This window comes from Pseudomonas sp. Seg1, from assembly GCF_018326005.1.
Lineage (GTDB): Bacteria > Pseudomonadota > Gammaproteobacteria > Pseudomonadales > Pseudomonadaceae > Aquipseudomonas.
The window spans coordinates 2447140-2465884 of record NZ_AP021903.1 but is presented as its reverse complement, the minus strand read 5'-3'; the positions used below and the strand labels follow the sequence as shown (position 1 = coordinate 2465884).

17 protein-coding genes are annotated in these 18745 nt (G+C 61.0%); 10 read left to right on the top strand and 7 right to left on the bottom strand.

Features of this window, described 5'->3' with window-relative positions; translation table 11 throughout:
* Positions 1 to 69: 69 nt before the first annotated feature.
* From KI231_RS10925 to KI231_RS10895, 7 genes are all read right to left on the bottom strand, one after another.
* A complete protein-coding gene (locus tag KI231_RS10925) occupies positions 70 to 654 on the bottom strand; it encodes a hypothetical protein (protein WP_103305838.1) in 585 nt (194 codons plus the stop codon).
* An 85-nt stretch (positions 655 to 739) separates the two neighbouring features.
* On the bottom strand, positions 740 to 922 hold the full coding sequence (locus tag KI231_RS10920; RefSeq protein ID WP_213028221.1) for a hypothetical protein: 183 nt from the start codon (positions 920 to 922) through the stop codon (positions 740 to 742).
* Positions 923 to 932: 10 nt separating this feature from the next.
* Positions 933 to 1175 carry a hypothetical protein gene (locus tag KI231_RS10915; RefSeq protein WP_103305836.1) on the bottom strand — a complete coding sequence of 81 codons (243 nt, stop codon included), beginning with the start codon at positions 1173 to 1175 and terminating at the stop codon, positions 933 to 935.
* Positions 1176 to 1258: 83 nt separating this feature from the next.
* Complete coding sequence (locus tag KI231_RS10910; RefSeq protein ID WP_213028220.1) at positions 1259 to 2329, bottom strand: lipocalin-like domain-containing protein; 1071 nt, start codon at positions 2327 to 2329, stop codon at positions 1259 to 1261.
* The gene (locus KI231_RS10905; RefSeq protein ID WP_213028219.1) at positions 2319 to 4790 is read right to left on the bottom strand and encodes an ABC transporter permease; all 2472 of its coding nucleotides are present in this window, start codon (positions 4788 to 4790) and stop codon (positions 2319 to 2321) included. Before KI231_RS10905 ends, KI231_RS10910 begins: the two co-directional genes overlap by 11 nt.
* Positions 4787 to 5440, bottom strand: a complete 654-nt coding sequence (locus KI231_RS10900; RefSeq protein WP_213028218.1) for an ABC transporter ATP-binding protein — start codon at positions 5438 to 5440, stop codon at positions 4787 to 4789. Before KI231_RS10900 ends, KI231_RS10905 begins: the two co-directional genes overlap by 4 nt.
* A gap of 200 nt (positions 5441 to 5640) precedes the next feature.
* A complete protein-coding gene (locus KI231_RS10895) occupies positions 5641 to 7338 on the bottom strand; it encodes a sulfatase-like hydrolase/transferase (protein ID WP_213028217.1) in 1698 nt (565 codons plus the stop codon).
* Positions 7339 to 7729: 391 nt separating this feature from the next.
* On the opposite strand from KI231_RS10895, the gene KI231_RS10890 reads away from it, so the two are divergent.
* Genes KI231_RS10890 through KI231_RS10845 form a run of 10 tightly spaced genes read left to right on the top strand, consistent with a single transcriptional unit; the run spans position 7730 to position 18736 of the window.
* Entirely contained in the window at positions 7730 to 9082 is a 1353-nt protein-coding gene (locus KI231_RS10890) for a UDP-glucose dehydrogenase family protein (protein ID WP_213028216.1), read from the top strand.
* Positions 9079 to 10116 carry an NAD-dependent epimerase gene (locus KI231_RS10885; RefSeq protein WP_213028215.1) on the top strand — a complete coding sequence of 346 codons (1038 nt, stop codon included), beginning with the start codon at positions 9079 to 9081 and terminating at the stop codon, positions 10114 to 10116. The genes KI231_RS10890 and KI231_RS10885 overlap by 4 nt, the downstream gene beginning before the upstream one ends.
* An 18-nt stretch (positions 10117 to 10134) precedes the next feature.
* Positions 10135 to 10881: a sugar transferase gene (locus KI231_RS10880; RefSeq protein ID WP_103305829.1), complete on the top strand. Its 747-nt coding sequence runs from the start codon at positions 10135 to 10137 to the stop codon at positions 10879 to 10881.
* Positions 10881 to 11528: a CpsD/CapB family tyrosine-protein kinase gene (locus tag KI231_RS10875; protein ID WP_213028214.1), complete on the top strand. Its 648-nt coding sequence runs from the start codon at positions 10881 to 10883 to the stop codon at positions 11526 to 11528. The genes KI231_RS10880 and KI231_RS10875 overlap by 1 nt, the downstream gene beginning before the upstream one ends.
* Before the next feature lie 21 nt (positions 11529 to 11549).
* Complete coding sequence (locus tag KI231_RS10870; protein ID WP_103305827.1) at positions 11550 to 12575, top strand: polysaccharide biosynthesis/export family protein; 1026 nt, start codon at positions 11550 to 11552, stop codon at positions 12573 to 12575.
* 16 nt (positions 12576 to 12591) lie between these two features.
* Complete coding sequence (locus KI231_RS10865) at positions 12592 to 14184, top strand: GumC family protein (RefSeq protein WP_213028213.1); 1593 nt, start codon at positions 12592 to 12594, stop codon at positions 14182 to 14184.
* Positions 14181 to 15275 carry a glycosyltransferase family 4 protein gene (locus tag KI231_RS10860; RefSeq protein WP_213028212.1) on the top strand — a complete coding sequence of 365 codons (1095 nt, stop codon included), beginning with the start codon at positions 14181 to 14183 and terminating at the stop codon, positions 15273 to 15275. Before KI231_RS10865 ends, KI231_RS10860 begins: the two co-directional genes overlap by 4 nt.
* The gene (locus KI231_RS10855) at positions 15272 to 16642 is read left to right on the top strand and encodes an O-antigen ligase family protein (protein WP_213028211.1); all 1371 of its coding nucleotides are present in this window, start codon (positions 15272 to 15274) and stop codon (positions 16640 to 16642) included. Before KI231_RS10860 ends, KI231_RS10855 begins: the two co-directional genes overlap by 4 nt.
* Positions 16639 to 17607 (top strand): glycosyltransferase, encoded by a 969-nt coding sequence (locus KI231_RS10850; protein ID WP_213028210.1) that lies wholly within the window; start codon positions 16639 to 16641, stop codon positions 17605 to 17607. The genes KI231_RS10855 and KI231_RS10850 overlap by 4 nt, the downstream gene beginning before the upstream one ends.
* Positions 17600 to 18736 carry a glycosyltransferase gene (locus KI231_RS10845; protein WP_103305822.1) on the top strand — a complete coding sequence of 379 codons (1137 nt, stop codon included), beginning with the start codon at positions 17600 to 17602 and terminating at the stop codon, positions 18734 to 18736. Before KI231_RS10850 ends, KI231_RS10845 begins: the two co-directional genes overlap by 8 nt.
* The last annotated feature ends 9 nt before the right edge of the window (positions 18737 to 18745 follow it).

Below are 18745 nucleotides of genomic sequence, written 5' to 3'. Positions count from 1 at the left end.
ACCGAATTAATAGTATGACTACTCTCATACATTAACTGTACAAGAGCAGTCATTCTGTAGAGTTAAAACTCAACTTTCGTGTTGACTGGTCACTTTTAATACATCGGTATACGTCACGACGACGCTTTGTCCGACTTTCAAATCTTTGAGTTTGGCTTGAATTTCAGGCTTCTTCACATCAAGGGTTTTCGACTGGCCCGCGGGGTTTTTCAGGGTTACCTGATGGGTCTTCAAATCAATTTTGGTGATTTCCAATTGCACCTGGACCTGACGGTAAGCTTCGCCGCCCGGGTTATCGCTGCCAGGAGCGTTGCGCAGTTCACCGCTACGCTCGACGGTGCCAGGCAGACCTTTATCCACATCGGTATCGAGGTAGGCCGCGACGGAACGCTGCACTTCGATTTTGACCTGGTCGCCGACCTTCAGATTAGCCAGATTTTTTGCCTTGTCGCTCAGTTGAACATGCACCTGACGCCCTTCGGCGCCTTCGAGCACGACCTGGTGATTGGCCGCATCGACCGCCAGCACTTTGGTGGTGACCACATCCGCTTCGACGGTGGCGGACAGCGGGATATCGGCAGCAAACGCTCCGAAGCTGGTGGCGGACAGTACGGTTGCAAGAGTGATGGCCTTGGCCAGTGCGTGGAGTTTCATAAGAAATCCTTTCCCTGTGATGAATGGCAGCACCCGCCGCCGAATCGCGTTCGACGACGAATGTGCCACTGAGCATAGACGCCGTTCAGGGCTTGGCTTTGCTTTCTGCTGCTGCAGTTTCTTGCGCGGTGGATTCGCCACTGGCGGTGCCTTTGCCGCTGTTCTGCCGCTGTTTTGGATCAGTGGGCCGCAGGGCGTCGTTGTCACGCTCGGTTTCCCCGGGTGGCCGGGGTTCATCGGGGTGTTCGTTTGGCGAGACGGGTTTCATGGTGTGGTCCTCAAGCTTGGGGGTCGTCCAGTTCGCGGGCGACGTTTACGGCGGGGGAATCCTTGTGTTCGTCATCGGCTTTGGCGCGCAGGATCTGCCATTGCTCAAGGTCGATGGCGCCCTGACCAAGCAAGTCGTCGGCGATACGTTGCAGGTCGAGGTAATGGGCGTCGGGGGATTGCTGCCACAGGGTTTCATCGTCGAACAGACGCTGCCAGGTTTTCATGTCCGGGGGTTGCAGGTCATCGCTCATGGCAGATCCTCCACAGGTATTACTGTGTAGAGGTTCAGCAAACAAATGGAGTTCAACCCAAATCCGCGCCGGAAGGATTTGCCTCAGTAGCCGGTCATTTCGAGGTAGCCGTTGCCACCATGACTACCGCTGATCCGCACCGGGCCTTCCCAGTAGGGAATGCGCAGGTTCATCCATGCGTTGGGGTTGAGCGCCGAGAGGCTGATGTCGAGGTGTTTGTCCGGGATGCTGATCGACCAGCGCACGGGCATGGAGCGACCGGCGACAGTTGCCGTGTCTTGCGGTGTGAGTTTGATCTGCTCGCTGTGCAGGGTCTGCGTCTGGCCGTCGGCGTCGATCCAGGTGCCGGTCAGGTACGGCGCGCCGTCCTTCTGGCGCATGCGGTACAACATGACGTGCGCGCCGCTGTCCAGGTGCAGGGAGAACCAGTCCCAGCCAGTCTGGTTGGCGGTCAGCGGTTGGCTGCTCCATTCGCGATCGAGCCAGGCCGGGCCGCTGACCGTGTACGTCTGACCGTCGATTTGCAGCGTGCCGCTGGCCTGAAAAAACGGCTGGCTGTAGTAATACGAAGCCTGGCCCTGTTCGGATTTCTGACTGAAACCCTTATCTCCCTGCAGCACCAGCGGACGGCTGGCGGTGAGGTGCAGTTGATAGCTGAAGGATTTGTCCTTGGCACTGAGTTGCATATTGCTCAACGGGTCCTGAGTGCGACTGGCGAACTGCCAATCATCGATCCACGCTTCGAACGGTGCCAGACGCACGCCAGCCTGACCCACCCCGCCGCGGGCATAACGCTCGGCAGCGTGATGCGCAGTCGCCGAGGTCACCGCCGCATGCCCCAGCCAAATCGTTTGATTACCCCACCCGGCCTGCTCCGCCACTGGTTTCAAGGCACTGCGAAACAACGTCCATTGCACGCCGAAATCATTGCCTTGCTGATCCTTGAGATTAGCGGTGACGTACCACCACTCGATGCGAGAACCCTCATGGGCGCCGTGGTCCGCCGGAAAGCTGAACACCCGCCCCGGCACCACCGGGATAAACGCTGACGCCTGATTGCCCATCCCGGCAAAGCCCTTCTGCTCGGGTGCTGATTGATCGCAGCCACCCAGCATCAACAGCACGCTCAACCCCACCACCGCGTTAATCCTCATGGGCAAACGTCCTCAGCAGGTCCGCCGGTTGTGTGCGGTACAGCGAATACAACGGCCACGCCGACGCCAGCAATGTCGCGAGCAACGCCAGGCCCAGCAGTTGCAGCAATTGCCAAGGGAAGACTCGCAGCGGTAGACGCCAACCGAACGCCTGCACGTTGATCACCGCATCCAGACACCACGCCAGCGCTATCCCCAATGGCAGCGCCAGCACCAGCGTCAGTACCGCCAGCAGCCAGGTCTGGCCGAGGTTGAGCAGCATCAGTTGGCGTCGCGTCACGCCCAGCGCCCACAGCGGTGCGAGCTGGCCGAGACGGCTTTGGCTCTGCGTCAGCAGGCTGATAAACAGCGCCACGCCTGCCACTGCCAAGGTCAGGCTGTTCAGCGCGGCGGTGGCGGCGAAGGTGCGTTCGAACACCTGAACCGACCAGCCCTTGAGTCGCGCCTGATCGACGATGCGACTGTCATCGAGGGCAAAGCGTGCCTGCAATGCGGACAAAAATCCCGGGATGTTTTGCGCGTCGATGCGCAGGTTGAAACGGTTCGGCGTCAGTTGCGGCCAGCCGCGCAGCAGGTGGTGGATGTTGACCAGCAAATGACCTTTGGGATTGCCGTAATCGGCGTAGATGCCGACGATGCGCGGCGACCACGAACCATTCGGTGCCGGAATCGTCAGTCGATCGCCCGCGTGCACCTTGAGTCGTCGCGCGAGTTGCTCGCTGAGCATCACCGCATCGTCGGTTGCCAGATGCGCCCATGGATCACCGCCAGTCGCATCGAGCAGCGGCCAGTGCTGACGATAGTAGGCGTGATCGATGATCCCGAACACATCCGCCGGCCAGCCTTGCAGCGTCACCGCCACCTGCCAGTTGGGCAGTATCGCCGTGACGTGCGCCTGCTGTTTGAGCCAGCTGTACATCTCCCGGGCCTGAGCCGGGTTGCTCGGGTTGATGTAGAGCTCGGCGCTCAGGCGTTGTTCGAGCCAGTCGTTAAAGGTCTGGCGAAAACCGGCGGTCATGCTGCCGGCGCCGATATTGGCAGCGAGCGCCAGGAGCAACGCCATCAGCGCCAGGCTCAATGCCGGCAATTGCTGACGGCAGTCGGCGAGAAACCATTGGCCGAGCACCGAACGACTGCGCCCGAGCAATGGACTCAGCAAGCCACTGAGTAGCACCGGCAAGGCCAGCGCGGCGCCGAGCAGCAGCCCGGCCATCAACACGAAGCCGCTGGCCAGGCTGTCGCCCCAGAGCAACGCCGCGAGTGCGATCACGCCCAGCACCAAGGCCAGCCAGCCCTGCCGTCGCAGCCAGCGCGCGTATTGTTGATGCCAGGCTTGCGGATCTGCCACCGCCAGCAACGGCAGACGCGCCGCTCGCAATAGACTGTTGGCGCCAGCTAGCAACGCACCCAGCAAGCTCAAGCCGATTCCGCTGAACCACCACCACGGGCTCAGCCGCAACTGCCCCGCCACTTCCGCGCCGTACAGACCGCGCAGGCTGGCGGCGACATCCGGCAGCAGCACACTGGCCAGCCAATACCCGCTGATCACACCAAAGACACCACCGATCAGCGCCAACACGCCCAGCTCAACGACAAGACAGCCAATCAACAGGCGCGCACTGACACCACAGGCGCGCAATGTGCGCAACAGTCCGCGTCGTTGTTCGAGGGCGAGGCCGATGGCCGCATGGACAATGAACAAACCGACCACGAACGAAAGAAAGCCCAACGCATCGAGATTGAGATGGAAGCTCTCGGTGAGTCGCGCCAGATTGTTTTCCTCGCCACTGCTCTTGAGCTGCAACTGGCCCTTGAACGCGGGTGGCAACTCACCGTGAAAATCCTTGGGCAGCAACAGGCGGGACAGTTGTCCGGGTTGTTCGAGCAGGGTTTGCGCGACCCCGATGTCAACCAGCAACACGCCCGGGGCCATGTCTTTTTGCGCCAGAAGCGGCGGCAGCGTCTGGCCATTCAGCGTTTGCGGGGTGGCGCCTTCGTGCAGGTTCAGGGCCTGCAGGGTTTCCGGGGAAATCCATGTACTGCCCGGTGGCGTGAAGAATTCGACGACCCGTTCGATTGACATCGCCTGCCCCGCCACCGCCGAATCGGCCGGCAGCGACACCGGTTCGACGCCCAGCAGTTGCAGGCGCTGATTGTCGTGATCCCTGAGGATCAAGCGGCCCTGCAATACTGGCGACACCGGCCAGCCCTGACGGCGCAGATCGATAAACCATTGCTGTGGGAAGGTTGCACCGTTGGGCGTGCTGAGACTGGCTTGCGGTTCGCCGCCGATCAATTGGCTGGCGCGGGCGTAGCTGGCGCGGGCTTGACTATTCAGAGCCTCGACGCCGGTCAACAGGCTGGTGGCCAGCCACAACCCGGTCAGTACACTGAAAAACTGCACCGGATGCCGCCGCCAATGACTGAGCAGCGCGCGCAGGGTTTGCCAGAAAACGTTCACGTCAGGCGCCCGTTGGAGAGCACCACGCGTTGGGCCAGCCGCGCCGCCACTCGCGGACTGTGGGTGACCATCAGCAAGGTCGTCGGCGTGTCGTCGAGCAGTTCGAGCAACAAGCGCAGCACTTCATCGCTGGTGGCTTCATCGAGGCTGCCAGTGGGTTCGTCGGCCAGCAGCAGTTTCGGTTGCGAGGCCAGCGCCCGGCCCAGCGCGACCCGTTGCTGCTGGCCGCCCGACAGTTGCTCGGGATAACGCATGAGCAAATCGCCCAACCCCAGACGCTGCACCAGATGCGCCTGCCAGCGCGGTTCATGACGCCCGGCCAGACGCGCCTGAAACGCCAGATTGTCCTCGACGCGCAAACTGCCAATCAGGTTGAACTGCTGGAACACCAGACCGATCTCCGTGCGGCGCCAGTTCGCCAGTTGCGCCTCGTTCATGCTTTCGAGCCGATGCTCGCCGCTGCGGATGCTGCCGCTGTCGACCTTGTCGAGGCCGGCGATCAGGTGCAGCAAGGTGCTTTTGCCACTGCCGGATTCGCCCATCAGCGCCAGGCTGCTGCCGGGTTCGAGCGTCAGGTTGACGCCTTGCAGCACGGGCAAGGGGCCTTGGGGAGTGAGGTAACTTTTGCAGACGTTTTCAACCTGGAGCATGCCGCCACCTGATGGGTCAGTGTGGGGCAAGGATAGCGGAAGCCGATGACAGACCAGAGCCTGGCGTTGAATCAAACGGCCTCATCGCTGGCAAGCCAGCTCCCACAGGGATTGAGGTTGTTCACAGGTACCTGAGTTCACCCTCAAACACTGTGGGAGCTTGCTTGCCAGCGATGAGGCCAGCTCAGCCAGCCCAAACCTCACTGCCCCGCCGCCACACTGGTTGGCGCCTCCCCCGGCGTGACAATGCTGCCCAGATCAATATGCTTCCACTCAGGCTTGGCCCCCAGCCGCGCATTGAAGCGGTAATTGAAGGTGAACTCATCCGCCGTCGGCACGCTCAACGGCTTGCCGTATACCGCCTCGATGCCCGCCAAGTCGTACCCCATCAACTGCAGCAGCGTCGGGAAGATGTTGTAGTGGCTGGAGCGATCCTTGTTCGTCGAAAGCTGCGCAGTCCAGTCCAGCGTTTTCATCCCGCTGCCCTGAATCACCACCAGCGGCACCAGGCCCTCTTCCTCTACCGGATCACCGCCGCAATGGGTATTGAGCCCCGGATTGCCCCGCTCGTGCAGATCCTGGCCGTGATCGGAGGTGTAAATCAGCAACGCATTGTTCAGATTGGCCTGGGCAAACACCCGCGCAAAAAACTCCCCGACGTTCCATAGCACGGTGTTCTTGTAGGCGTTGCGGTACAGCACCCAATCGTCCGGCTGACCATTGAAACCGGTACGTTCGCCGGTGTCGGCAACCTCGGTGAACTGGCCGCGCGGCAAGGTCGGACGGTAGGCCATGAACGCATCCGGGTATTTGTCGTGCACCGGGAAATGCGCGCCGACCTTGTTGATCAGGATCAGCTCGGGTTGGTCATCGTTGAGCAGTTCGATCAGTTTCGCCGCGGCGGCCATGTCGCGGTCACGCACGCTGGTGCGGTCGAATTGCACGAACTCGTCGATGTCCTTTTTCTCGGCGTCGTTCATCAGGTTCTGCAGGTTGCCGCCCGTACGCTGGGCATCAATGTACACCGTGCGCAGCCCGGCCTTTTTCGCGTATTGCCAGATCGACGGCAGCGTACTGTTGATGCGCATGTAGTCGGCGCGGGTGCCGCCGTAGCGCAGGGTGATGTTGGTGTCGGCGCTGCAATTGGCGATGGACGCGGCGTAGCCGTAATTGAAGATGTCGACGTCTGCGTGCGCCTGCTTGAGGTTGCTGTGCACGCCGAACGGCGTGTTGATGTCCAGGTAATTGCCGGAGATGCTCTCGTCGATGATCAGCACAATGTCGTGCCCCACCACTGCCGAGTTACGCGCCAGGGTGACCGGCTCGCGCGGGCCGACGGTGTTGTGCAGTGCTTCATAGGCAAACAGGTTCAGATAAGCCAGCGGCGTGTACATGACCGGCAAGCCCCGTGCGCCCTCGCCCGCCCGCAAAAACAGCACCGCGCTGAGCAACAGCACCCCGCACAGCGGCGCCGCCACACGCAATGCGTTGGGTACCATCAATGCATGCCGAGGTTTCAGACCGATGCCGAACAACAGCAGCAAACCACTGAGCGCAGCGTGAATGATCGCATCGCGATACTGGTACGCCGCTTCCTGAATGAAGCCGCCGGAGTACACCAGCGAGACGAAGCTGCTGTAGCTCAGGTAATCCGCTGTGACCCGGGTATAGACATCAAAAAATACCGCCGAAACAAACATGGCCAATGCGAACAAATGTCGAATGAGCGTCTGTCGTATATATGCCGTTAGATATAACGCTAAAGTTAGCGCCAAAAACATCGCGCCAAAAAGAAGTACAGCCAGACCGAGGCCGATAGCATTTAACCGCTCTATGTAATATTCGGAATAAAGCAGCAGATAAATAATTAAAAGCAGTTCTTTCAGGTATCGAAACATGGCCATTCCGGGACGCAATAAACGGCATCGGGTCAATAGTTTGTCGGTCAGAATCTGACACTAGCACCCGGCCATCAAAGCGCAAGAAATGGAAGACTTTTACCCAAAGCGTCAAAAAAACGTTGACTCAAATCTGACACACTCCAGAAGCTACAAGCCTTTAATTTCGCGGCCTTCGACCGTTTATCGCTTTCTCGTGATTATGAAAAAAGCGTCAAGGACGCGACAAATCCAGCAATAGCAAGCACTTGATGGCTAATCGCCCCCAAAATTGGGGCTGTTATACAGGTGCAACATGTCATTTTGCTGACACGCTTTTCCCACCCTGCGCTATACCCCTTTTGACAGTCTCATTTCGAACTTATCTTTTTGCTCTATCGAGGGTGCGCAGATGGACGTGAGCGTATTTGGCACGGGCTATGTTGGACTTATTCAAGCCGCCGCACTTGCAGATGTCGGTCATCGGGTTTTATGCGTTGATATAGACCCGAACAAGATTAAACAACTGCAACAAGCCGTGCCGCCGATCAGCGAACCGGGACTGTCCGGCACACTTGAAGAAAACATCAAGGCCGGGCGTTTGCTATTCAGTACCCAGGCCAGCGATGCCGTCGAACATGCCGAGCTGATTTTCATCGCCGTCGGTACCCCGGCCGATGAGGACGGTTCCGCCGACCTCAGTCACGTGCTCAATGTCGCCCGGCAGATCGCCTCACACATGGAGGCCGATCGCACCCTGATCATCAAATCCACAGTGCCGGTCGGCACAGCGGATCAAGTCCTCGCCGCTGCCGACAGCGAACTGCTGCGCCGCGGCAAGATCGGCCTGAAAGTGCGCGTGGTCTCCAACCCCGAATTCCTCAAGGAAGGCAGCGCCCTCGCCGACTGCATGCGCCCGGACCGGATCATCATTGGCGCCCGCGACGACGAGGCCCGCGAGCAGATGAGCGAGCTGTATGCACCGTTCTGCCGCAATCACGAAAAACTGATGTTCATGGACAACCGCAGCGCCGAGCTGACCAAGTACGCGGCCAATGCGATGCTCGCCACACGCATCAGTTTCATGAACGAACTGGCCAACCTCACTGAACTGCTCGGCGCCGACATCGAAGCGGTGCGCAAAGGCATCGGTTCTGACCCGCGTATCGGCTACCACTTCATCTACCCGGGCTGCGGCTTCGGTGGCTCGTGCTTTCCCAAAGACTTGCGTGCCCTGCTGCACACCGCCGAACACAACGGCATGCCGCTGAAACTGCTGCGCAGTGTCACCGACGTCAACGACACCCAGCGGCACATCCTGTTCAGCAAACTGAAAGCGCAATTCCCGCAAGGGCTGGCCGGTAAATCCATTGCTGTCTGGGGCCTGGCGTTCAAACCGAATACCGATGACATGCGCGAGGCGCCCAGCCGCTACCTGATGGATGCGCTGTGGGCCGAAGGCGCCAGCGTGCAGGCTTACGATCCGGAAGCCATGTCCGAGTGCCGGCGCCTCTACGGCTATCGCGATGACCTGCACCTGTGCGCCACCCGCGACGACACCCTCGAAGACGCCGATGCGCTGGTGATCTGCACCGAGTGGAAAAACTTCCGCGTGGTGGATTTTGAACTGCTCGCCAGCAAACTCCGTTCGCGCGTGGTGATCGACGGCCGCAACCTCTACAACCCGGAACACCTCGCCGCCGCCGGCCTGCACTACAGCGGCATCGGCCTGCGCCACATCGCCCCGGAAGGATTGCGCTCATGAAAATCCTGGTCACCGGTGCGGCCGGATTCATTGGCGCTCATTGCGTATTGCGGCTGATGCGCGACGGCCATGCGGTGGTCGGCCTGGATAATTTCAACGCCTATTACGATCCGCAACTCAAGCACGACCGCGTGCAATGGGTGCGCGCGCAGGTCGGCGATTTCCAGCTCGCCGCGGTTGACCTGGCCGATGCGTCGGCCATCGAAGCGCTGTTTGCCCGCGAACGCCCGCAAGTGGTAATCCACCTCGCGGCGCAGGCCGGCGTGCGTTACTCGCTGGAGAATCCGCGGGCCTACATGGACAGCAACCTCGGTGGTTTCCTGAACATTCTGGAGAGCTGCCGGCATCACCCGGTCGACCATCTGATCTACGCCTCGTCAAGCTCGGTGTATGGCGCCAATCAGCACACGCCGTACTCGGTCAAGGACGGCGTCAATCACCCGCTGTCGTTGTACGCCGCGACCAAGAAAGCCAACGAGCTGATGGCCCACAGCTACAGCCACCTGTTCGGCATTCCCTGCACCGGCCTGCGCTTTTTCACCGTGTACGGCCCGTGGGGTCGGCCGGACATGTCGCCGATCCAGTTCGCCCGGGCGATCAGCGAAGGCGAACCACTGAAGCTGTTCAACTACGGCGAGCATCAGCGCGATTTCACCTACATCGACGACATCATCGAAAGCATCGCACGCCTCGCCGACCAGCCACCGCACGCCCATCCGGAATGGGATCGCGAGCAGCCCGACCCGGCCAGCAGCATGGCGCCGTGGCGGTTGTTCAACATCGGCGGCCAGCACCCGGTCGAGCTGAAAACCTATCTGGCGCTGATGGAAAAGCACCTCGGCCAGAAAGCCATTGTCGAGCTGCTGCCGCTGCAACCGGGTGACGTGCTCAATACCTGCGCCGAGGCCAGCGATCTGGCCCAGGCCACCGGGTTCCAGCCCCGGATCGAGCTGGATGAGGGACTTGGGCGTTTCATCGCCTGGTTCCGCGACTACTACCCCACTGCCTATCGCCCACGCGCCGCTCGCGGCTGAATTAATGCGGAGGACTCCATGACTGGACATGAGAAAGGTGTACCGATCCAACAAATGCGCCGCGACAAGCGCGTTGACCCCGAGCACCGGATGCGTCTCGATGCAGCGATTCATCGTCAGGGTCGCGGTTGGTTCACAGGCCGCGATGGCGGTCGTCCCTGGCAGCTGTCACGCACCAATCGAGTGGTGGCCTGCCTCGGCGCGCTGATGATTCTGGTGTTGATTTCGCCGCTGCTGCTGGGTCTGGCCCTGGCCATCAAGTTCACCAGCAAAGGCCCGGTGATGTTCGTGCAGAAACGTACCGGCTACCGCGGCCGCAAGTTCGGCATGTTCAAGTTCCGCACCATGGTCAGCAACGCCGAAGAATTGAAAGAGTCGCTGCGTCACCTCAACAAGCACGGCGCCGACGCCATCGACTTCAAGATTGACAAGGACCCACGCATCACCCGAATCGGCGGTTTCCTGCGGCGCACCAGCCTCGACGAACTGCCGAACCTGATCAACGTAGTGACCGGCGACATGCGCCTGGTCGGCCCGCGTCCGACTTCGTTCAACGCTTACCGCTACAAGGACAATCACCTCGCCCGTCTGGCGATCTACCCCGGCATGACCGGCCTGTGGCAGATCTCCGGACGCAGCAACATCGACTTCGACCAGCGCGTTGAGTTGGACCTCAGCTATATCGCCGAGCAGAGCCTTTTGCTTGATTTGAAGATCCTGTTGAAAACCCCCTTCAAAGTATTCAGCGGCCACGGAGCAAGCTAATGGACGGTTCAACCAACAAAAGCCTGAGCATCGCCAACCCCAGCGAATCGAACCTGACCTCGACCGTGCTGGACCTCGATCTGCGGATCCTGTTCCTGACCGCCGCCAACCCCGGCGCGGGCACCACCACCAGTGCCCTGGCGCTGGCCAGCCAACTGGCGCAAATGAGCAGCGGCCAGGTGCTGCTGGTCGACGCCAGCCAGTCGGCGAACAACCTCACCCAGCAGTTGAACCTGAGCAAAGAGCGCGGCCTGCGCGATCTGCTGTTCAACCCGGACAACCCGCCGCTGCTGCAGGACTGCGTGGTGCAGGTTTCAAGCCTGCCGTTTCACGTACTGCCCAACGGCCGGCCGATCCGCACCATGGAGCACCTGACCGCCGAGCGCCTGAGCCCGTTGCTCGATCAATTGGGCAGCCAGTACCGCTTCGTGGTGATCGACGGCGACGCGGTGTATTCCGCCGCCGACACGCTGGTCATCAGCACCCAGGTCGATGGCGTGGTGTTCGTGGTGCGCGCCGAAGACACCCGCTGGGAAGTCGCCCAGGCCGCCGTGCAACGCCTGACCCAGGCCGGGGCCAAAGTGGTCGGCAGCGTGTTCAACCGGCGCAAGTACTACATGCCGAAATGGCTTTATAAAAACCTGTAAGCGAACGCGAGGGATGACGCCATGAACGCCAAGATTCTTGTGCTGCTGATGCTGCCGCTTGCAGGCTGCTCAAGCAACTCCGAAACCCAGAACATGCCGGTGAATATCCTCACCGCCACCCCGGCCAACGCCCAGGCCACCGACATGCCGAAGATCGAGCAGACGCTGCGCCCGCAGGATGTGCTGGATGTGATCTTCCATATCAGCACCAGCGGCTCGGACGCCTACCGCGTGCAGTCGGGTGACCAGATCGGCCTGAACTTCACCGCTGCCAGCCAGCTCAACGGCAACCAACTGGTGCTGCCCGACGGCACCATCGAACTGCCGGGCGCCAACACCTCGGTGAAAATCGCCGGGCTGACCAGCGAAGAAGCGCGTCAGGAAATCCAGCGCGCCTATCAGCGCAAACAGCTGTTCCAGCCCAACCGCAATCAGTTAACCGTGCAGATCATCAGCCCGCTGACCAACGAGCAGAACCTGAAAAGCGCGCTGAACCATCCGGCCACCGGCATGAGCCGCGAAATCACCGTCGGCACCGACGGCTACGCGAGCTTCCCGGAAATCGGCGCCGTGCCGCTGCAAGGCATGACCGTCAATCAACTGGAAACCTTCCTCAACAAGAAATACGCGCAACTGCCCGGCCGCATGACCGTCGACGTGTTGCTCAAATCCACCGCCGGCAACGAGATCTATGTGCTCGGTGAAGTCGGCCAACCGGGTTCCTACCCGATCCGCCGGCCGGTGTCGGTGCTTGAAGCGTTGACCCTGGCCCGTGGCACCAACGTCAAGGCGCGGCTGGATTCGGTGGTGATCATGCGCCGCAACGGCAATCAGGTGCAGGCGGTGCGTTACGACGTCGAGAAAGCGCTGTCGGGTGATGCCTCGCAGATCGCCTATCTGCAACCGGACGACATGCTTTACGTGCCGAAAACCAAACTGGCCAGCGCCGGCGAACTGGCCCGGCAATTGGCTGACGTGGTGTTGTTCCAGGGCGTCGGGTTCAGCTTCGGCTACCGCGTCGACAACAAAGACAGCAACAACAACTGACTCTCAGGTGACCGACATGAATCCAAAGGAAAACTACCTGCATGAGTTCTTCAGGATCTTCTTCGCCAACAAGCAACTGGTGAAACGGGTCTTCCTGATCTTTGCAGTCATCGCCCTGCTGCTGCCGCTGGTGCTCAAACAGAGCTTCGATATCACCGCGCAGGTGATCGTGCAGTCGAAAAAACTCTCCCAGGGTGACGCCACCACGTCGCTCACGGTGGACAACGCCACCTTCATCCCGCCGTCGCTGGCGGACATGGAAACGGAGAGCAATATCCTCCGTTCCCCGGCGCTGATCCGCCAGACCATCAGCGAACTGCGCGACAAGGGTGAATACACACCTTCGCCGGGCATTTTCAGCAAACTGGTGGCCGAGCCGTTCAAACGCTACGTCAGTTCGCCACTGCGCCAGTACGTGATCAACCCGGTGCGCAACATGCTCGGGCTGGAAACCGACCCAGTGCGGGACACTGCACTTGATGCATTGACACAAGAGGCCATCGACAAGCTGAAAATCGAGACCTTGCCGGGTTCCAACGTGATCTCGATCGTCTACAGCTTCCCTGATCCGCACCAGGGCACGACGTTCGTTGCGGCGCTGCTGCAGAACTACCTGTTCAGCCGTCAGGCGCTGCAATCGATCGACCTGCCGCAGTCTTTCTACGAGTCGAAGAAGCATCTGTATCAAGTGCGACTCGATGGCCTGGAAGGCAACCGTCAGGCACTGCTGGAAAGTGTCGGTTCGTCGGATCCGAAGGAAGAAATCACCTTCCGTCTCAACGCGATCAACACCGAAGAGCAAGCCCTGAACCTGTACCAGGATCGCCTGTTGCAGAGCCAGCGCTGGCTGGAATACCTGAAAACCGCGCTGGCCGCTGCCAGTACCAACAAGCTCAACGACTACACCTTCCCCTACACCTTCACCACCACCGTCGACAACGTGGCGTTCGAAGACCGCGAAATCAAACAGATGGGCGAGCAACTGACCACTCAGGTCAGCCGCTACATGAATGACCTGGCGGTATTCCAGCCCGGCAGTGAACCGATGCTGCTGACCCGCGAACAGATTGCCCGCACCCGTCAGCAATTCCTCAAAGTGGTGAGCAACCGCATTCAGGAACGCACCAACGATCTGGCGGTGGTCAAGCAAGTGATCGATCAGAAAACCGCGCGCATCGCCGAGTTCAAGAATCGCATCCACGAGCTGCAGCAGACCCAGAGCAAGCTGCGGCAGATGGACACCGAAATCGATGCGCTGCACGCCGCGTTCTCGACCTACGCCCAGCGCTTTGCCGAAAGCAGCACCACCGGCGCGCTCAACGACGATCTGTCCAACGCCCGGGTGCTGAGCCCGCCGTTCGAACCGACCGAAGCCGCGTTCCCGAAACCGGGCCTGATCATTCCGTTCGGTTTGTTCACCGGTCTGTTGCTGGCGATTGCCCTGGTCTACGTGCGTGAGTTCTTCGATCACCGCTTCAAACACCCGGCGCAAATCAGCCACGAGCTGGGCGTACCGGTGCTGTTGGTGATCAACGACCAGAACACGCTGCCGAGCAATCCGCACAAGAACTGGACCGTGCCAAGCTTCCTGTACTGGGTGCGCAATTGAACACCGCACCGTCCCCGAACGCCGCGCTGCCGATCATTCATTTGCTCAGCAGCGGCGGTTTCTATGGGGCCGAGCGGATGTTGCTGGATCATTGTCTGGCGACGCCGGGACAGCATCAGGTGCTGTTTCTCGACGCGCCGCCAGAACTGATCGCGCGCTTTCGTCAGGCCGGGGTGGACTGCCGTGGCTGCGCCGGACTAGGCGAATTGCTGCGGCACTTGCGCCAGCGGCAGAGCGAGCGGCCGCTGATCAATACGCACAATTTCAAAGGCCTGCTGTTCGGCTGGGTCGGCGCAACCCTGTTGCGCCTGCCGCTGGTGATCACCCAGCACGGTTTCACGCCACGCAGTCGCAAGCAGAAGTTCTACACCTGGCTCAGTCTGCAACTGTGCCGCACCGCGTCGGTGGATCGGGTGGTCTGCGTGGCGGAAAGCATCGCCGTGTTGCACCGTCAGGCCAGCGTTCGGGCGGAGAAGTTGCAGGTGATCCCCAACGGCTTGCCCGCCGCCCATGGGCAAATGATTCATGACGCCGATCGGCAGCGCTGGCTCGCCGGTTATGTCGGCCGTTTGAGCAGTGAGAAAGGTCCGGATCTGTTTCTCGATGCGCTGATCCCGCTGTGTCATCAGCATCCGCAACTGGATGCGGTGATGCTCGGCGACGGCCCGGAGCGCGAGGCGCTGCAGGCACGCATCGACAGCGCCGGTTTGCAGCTACGGATTCGCCTGCCGGGCTACCAGACCGTCATGCAACCGTGGTGGCAACGCCTTGATGCGTTGGTGATCAGTTCGCGCACTGAGGGCACGCCGATGATTTTGCTCGAGGCGATGCAGGCCGGTGTGCCGGTGGTCGCCTTCGGCGTCGGTGGGATTCCCGATGTGCTGGAACACCGGCACAACGGCTTGCTCGCCGAACCCGCCGACAGCAATGCCCTCGCCCGCCAGCTCGACACGCTGTTGACTGAGCCGAAACTGGCGCGGCAACTGCGTGACAACGCGAAACGCACGCAACAGGATCGCTACGACCTCAAGGCCCTCGCCGAACGCTGGTCGCAGCTGTACATCCGCACGGCACGGGAGGCACGCGCATGATTTTCCCGCTCTCGATCGTCAGTTTGCTCGGTCTGGTCTGCATCGCTTTGCTGGCCAGCCCTTATCCGTATCTGGCGCCGGGAGCGGTGCTGGGCCTGGTGGGTTTCGCGGTGCTGTATCGCAAACCGACCTGGGGCCTGCTCGGGATTGCCGCGCTGGTGCCATTCGAGGGTTTCTTCAAGGACAGCTCGCTGTCGGGCAGCAAACTGATCGGCGCTTCGCTGGCGGTGATCCTGATGCTGCAACTGGCGCTGCACCAGATTCCCTCCGAACGCCTGCGCAGCAACATCTGGCGTTACCTGGTCTGGTTCATGGTTCTGTACTTCCTCAGCCTGCTCAACACCGATGACATGGGCATGTCGCTGGGGCACCTGCGCGAACTCAGCGTTGGCCTGATCCTGTTTGTCATCACCCTGCTGATCGGCCGCGAGCTGAACCTCGACCTGTTCGCCCGACTGGTGACCCTCGCCGTCAGCGCCACTTGTGCGATGGCGATGTTCTCGACCAAGTTTCAGGATCAGGGTCGCGCCGCCGGCCTGCTCGAAGACCCCAACGCCTTTGCCATGCTGATCGCTTTCGCCATTCCGCTGGGCCTGCTGTTGGTGATCCGCAGCCCGAACCTGCTGCACCGGTTGTTCTGGGGCGGTTGCTGCCTGCTGTTGCTGGGCGGCATGACCAAGACTGAATCGCGTTCGGGGCTGGTGGTGATCGCCCTCAGTCTGTTGATCGGCTGCTGGCATTACCGCTCGCAACTGACGCGGATTCGGCCGCGGCATCTGGGCTTCGCCATGCTCGGCGCGGCGATCGTGATTCCGCTGGCGATCTATGCGATGCCCGCCGGCTACATTGCGCGGATTCAATCGCTGAGCGTGTTGAGTGCCGGCGCCAAGGGCCACAACGACGAATCTCTCGGCCGGCGCGCCTCGTACATCGTGGTCGGCAGCCAGATGATCCGCGAGAACCCGCTGCTCGGCTCCGGCCCCGGCACCTTCCCGCTGCACTACGCCACCACCGGTTACGCCAAGGCGTTCTCCGCCAACCGCAAGATCGGCGATCTCTACCGCCGCGCTCACAACACTTACCTGGAAATCTTCAGTGAATTGGGGATTCCCGCCGGGCTGATGTTCGTCGGCATGCTCGGCCTCGGCTTGTACAACCTGATTCGCGCACGCGCCGCATGGATGCTGCGGCGTGACTGGCAACAAGCCGACTTGATGACCCACCTGGGTGTGAGTTTTCTCTCGCTGACGCTGTTTTTGATGTTCCTCAGCGCGCCGAACCAGAAGTACGTGTGGATCATGCTCGCGCTGACCAGCGTCCTGCGTGTGAAAGCCGAGCAGGCCCCCCTGACGGAGGCCCGCGCATGAGCCGGATCAGTATCGTCATCCCGATGTTCAACGAAGCCCGGCACATTGGCCGCACGCTGCTGGCCGCGCAAAAAGCCGCGCACGCGGCCAATATCGAGTGCGAACTGATCGTGGTCGACAACGGTTCCAGCGACAACGGACCGCACATTGCCCGGCAGTTCGGTGCACAGGTCTTGAGCCTGCCGGGGCTGTTGATCGGCGCCCTGCGCAATCGCGGCACGGCCATCGCCACCGGTGAATGGCTGGCGTTTATCGACGCCGACATCGAGATGCCGGAAGACTGGCTGACGCCGCTTTTCGATCTGGAGGCCAGTGCGCAGGCCGACGTGTTTGGTCTCGATCTGCACACCCCGGCTGAGGCGCCGTGGTATGCCACCGCGTGGCAACGGCGCACCTTGCGCGTGTCTTCGCAGGCCTCGCATGTGGTCGACTGGCTGCCCAGCGCCAACCTGCTGATGCGCCGGACGTGGTTCGACAAGGTCGGCGGATTCAACGAAACCCTGCGCACCGGCGAGGACAAGGAGTTCACCCTGCGCCTGCGTGAAAACGGCGCCATCCTGTTGTCGGTCAACAACAACGTCGCCCTGCACTGGGGTTACGAAATGAACTGGCGTGAATGGATGGGCAAGGAGCTGTGGCGTCAGGGCAGTCATCTGCAATTGCTGCGCACCCACGGTTTCAGCCTGCGCCTGCTGCGTTTTCCGATGCTGTCGATTGCCGTTTGGGTACTCGATTTTCTGGCGATCTCGGCGCTGCTCGACGGTTTCCCGCATCACGCCGCAATCATGGTGATCCTGACCCTGATTCCGGGCCTGATCCTCAGCCTGCGGCAGAGCGCCAAGCACCACAATATCGGCCTGACCCTGCAACTGTGGGGCCTGCACTGGGTGCGTCTGCACCTGGCCGGCGCTGCGTTCATTCTCAGTCTGTGTCATTGGAACGCCAGGAGGCCTGCCCGTGGCTGAATTCATTTTCTGGATGTGCCTGTTGCTGCCGGTGTACGCCTATGTCGGCTATCCACTGCTGCTGACACTGTTGGCGCCTCTGTTTCCGGCCTGGCGCCACACGCCGGCACCGCCGCTGAACATCAGCATCGTGATCGCCGCGCATAACGAGGCGCGGCACATCGAGCACAAGTTGCGCACGTTGCTGGCGCAGGATTATCAGCCGGCGACGTTGCAGATCATTCTCGCCAGCGACGGCTCGACCGATGACACCGTGGCTTGCGCGCACAAAGTCGTCGACCCGCGCATCACCGTCCTCGACCTGCCGCGCCAGGGCAAAGCCGCCACGCTGAATGCCGGCGTGGCCGTGAGCACCGGCGACATACTGGTGTTCACCGACGCCGACAACCAATGGTCACGCGAGACCCTCGGTTATCTGCTCGCACCGCTGAATGATCCCAACGTCGGCGGCTGTGCCGGGCACATGGTGATTCCGGTCACCGGCGGCGGTTTGAGCGTCGGTGACAGTCTGTATCGGCATTACGAAGGCTGGTTGCGCCGGGTTGAAAATCGCACCGGCTGCATGGTCTCCGCCGACGGTGCCCTGCTCGCCCTGCGCCGCGAGTTGTTCCAGAACGTGCCGGCCGAAGTGAATGACGATTTCTTTATCAGCACCTGCGCACCAGTGGCACACAAACGCATCGTCTATGTGCCTGAGGCACAGGTAATCGATCACGGTGTGGATGAAGCGGACAAACAATTCCGCCGCCGTCAACGCGTCACCGTCGGTGGCCTGCAAAGCCTCGCGCAGCGCCGCGAACTGCTCAATCCGCTGAAATATGGTCTGTATTCGATTGCGTTGATCAGCCACAAGCTGATCCGTCGTCTCGCGCCGATCCTCCTGCTGCCGCTGTTGCTGAGCAATTTCTGGCTGTGGGATGACCACGGCTTTTATCGCCTGGCACTGATCGCGCAACTGTTCGGCTATGCCGTGGCGATTGCCGGTTTGCTGGATTCGCAACACCGCTTGCCCAAACCGTTCCGCCTCGCCGCGTTTCTGCTGGTCACCCTTGCCGGGATGAGTCTTGGCCTGTGGCAGTTCCTGCGCGGTCAGCGATATGCCCAGTGGAATCCTGAACAGAACCGTTAAGAGGACCGA